At 41.5% G+C, this 1,414-nt stretch carries 1 protein-coding gene; it reads right to left on the bottom strand.

Annotated elements, in window-relative coordinates; all coding sequences use genetic code 11:
• Positions 1 to 36: 36 nt before the first annotated feature.
• Positions 37 to 1,215 carry an IS110 family RNA-guided transposase gene (locus EKM76_RS13275; protein WP_125551020.1) on the bottom strand — a complete coding sequence of 393 codons (1,179 nt, stop codon included), beginning with the start codon at positions 1,213 to 1,215 and terminating at the stop codon, positions 37 to 39.
• Between the last annotated feature and the right edge of the window lie 199 nt (positions 1,216 to 1,414).

The raw sequence follows: 1,414 nt of genomic DNA, 5'->3' as shown, positions 1-1,414 counted from the left end.
CACAAAAAAATTTGTATACTCAGGTTGTTATCGGATTCAATTATTAGTTGAGATCAGAGCCTGTTGCGAGCGCTCTGATTTTTTTAGTTCCTGATAAGTTTGTCCAGTATCAATCATGGCATAAACAATACGTAGTAACTTATGCGCTAAGGCAACGACCGCCTTTTGTCGGCCCATATGTGAACTTAGGCGATAAAAGAAATCAGTTAGTCCTGTGTTTTTCTTACACTTTGCGCCCATCGCTGCCTGCACCATGGCTGTTTTCAGATACACATTACCATGCGTAATGTGACTGCTTTTTGCAATGCCTGCCGATTCATAGTTACCTGGACAAAGACCAGCCCAAGATGCCAAATGATGAGCAGTGGGAAATGGACTTACATCTGCACCAACTTCTGCGATAATGATTTTGGCAACGCCCTCACTGATACCTGGAATCGTCTGTAGGCGAAGGTACAGCTTTTTAAAGGGATCAAGCTGTGCTTCAATTTGTTGTTCCAGTTCAGTAATTGCGGCCGTTATCTGCTTTAATAATTCTAAGAGAATATCAAGCAATCGTCGATCGTTAGCGGACAGAACGCCATCAAGCGCCGCTTGAATTTGTTCAGGCGTTGCCTTCATCCGACCGTGCATACACTTCTTGATCGTTGGCAAGGTTGTTTTTTCACCATTAACCAATAAATCAAGTAATTTACGGCCAGCGCCATTAAAAATATCGGTAATATAGGTGGTTAATTTGATGTTGGATCGTTGTAAGATATTATGAATGGCGTTTTTCTTTTTAGTGATATCTTGCGTAAGCGATTTTTTAAGTCGAGTTGATTCACGTAACGCTTGGATTGCTCGTGGCGGAATGAAGCTAGCTGAAACTAAGCCTAACCGACCTAGTTCAGCGATCCATTCGGAATCTTTTTGATCAGTTTTCTTACCAGGAATATTTTTGATGATTCGCGGATTACATAGAATCATTTTGAAACCAAATGGTGCAAGTATTTGCCAGACAGGTCGCCAGTACTGACCGGTACTTTCCATTAAGACTAATTCAATTTGTTGGTCACGTAACCACTGACCACATTCTTTGAGGGCAACGGTAGTTGTCCCAAAGCGCTGTGAATGTTTCTTAGGTTTAGCTGCAGCGGCGCCAATTAAGGTGGTCACCGTAATCTGTTTCTGATGGACATCGATGCCACAAGCAGCTTCAGTTATTACATCCATGATCTGACCTCCATTCAAGTTATTGAAGGTGTTATTCAAATCTTCAATTCCTAGAGGATGTGAAATTTTTTATCCGTGTTCAAGACGACAATGAGTTAATCTCACGAATTGAAGACCATCGGTTTTATTTTCAGGCTCAAGGCACCAATAAAAAGACGATGTACAAAAGAACGCCTTCACCGCTAGTATAACGGTAAAG

This window comes from Loigolactobacillus zhaoyuanensis, assembly GCF_003946385.1.
GTDB classification, from domain to species: Bacteria; Bacillota; Bacilli; order Lactobacillales; family Lactobacillaceae; genus Loigolactobacillus; species Loigolactobacillus zhaoyuanensis.
This window is presented reverse-complemented; position numbering and strand designations above follow the sequence as displayed.

Bases quoted from the DNA above. Each gene is read 5' to 3' on its own strand.
- EKM76_RS13275 (WP_125551020.1), bottom strand. From the start codon at position 1,215: ATGGATGTAATAACTGAAGCTGCTTGTGGCATCGATGTCCATCAGAAA.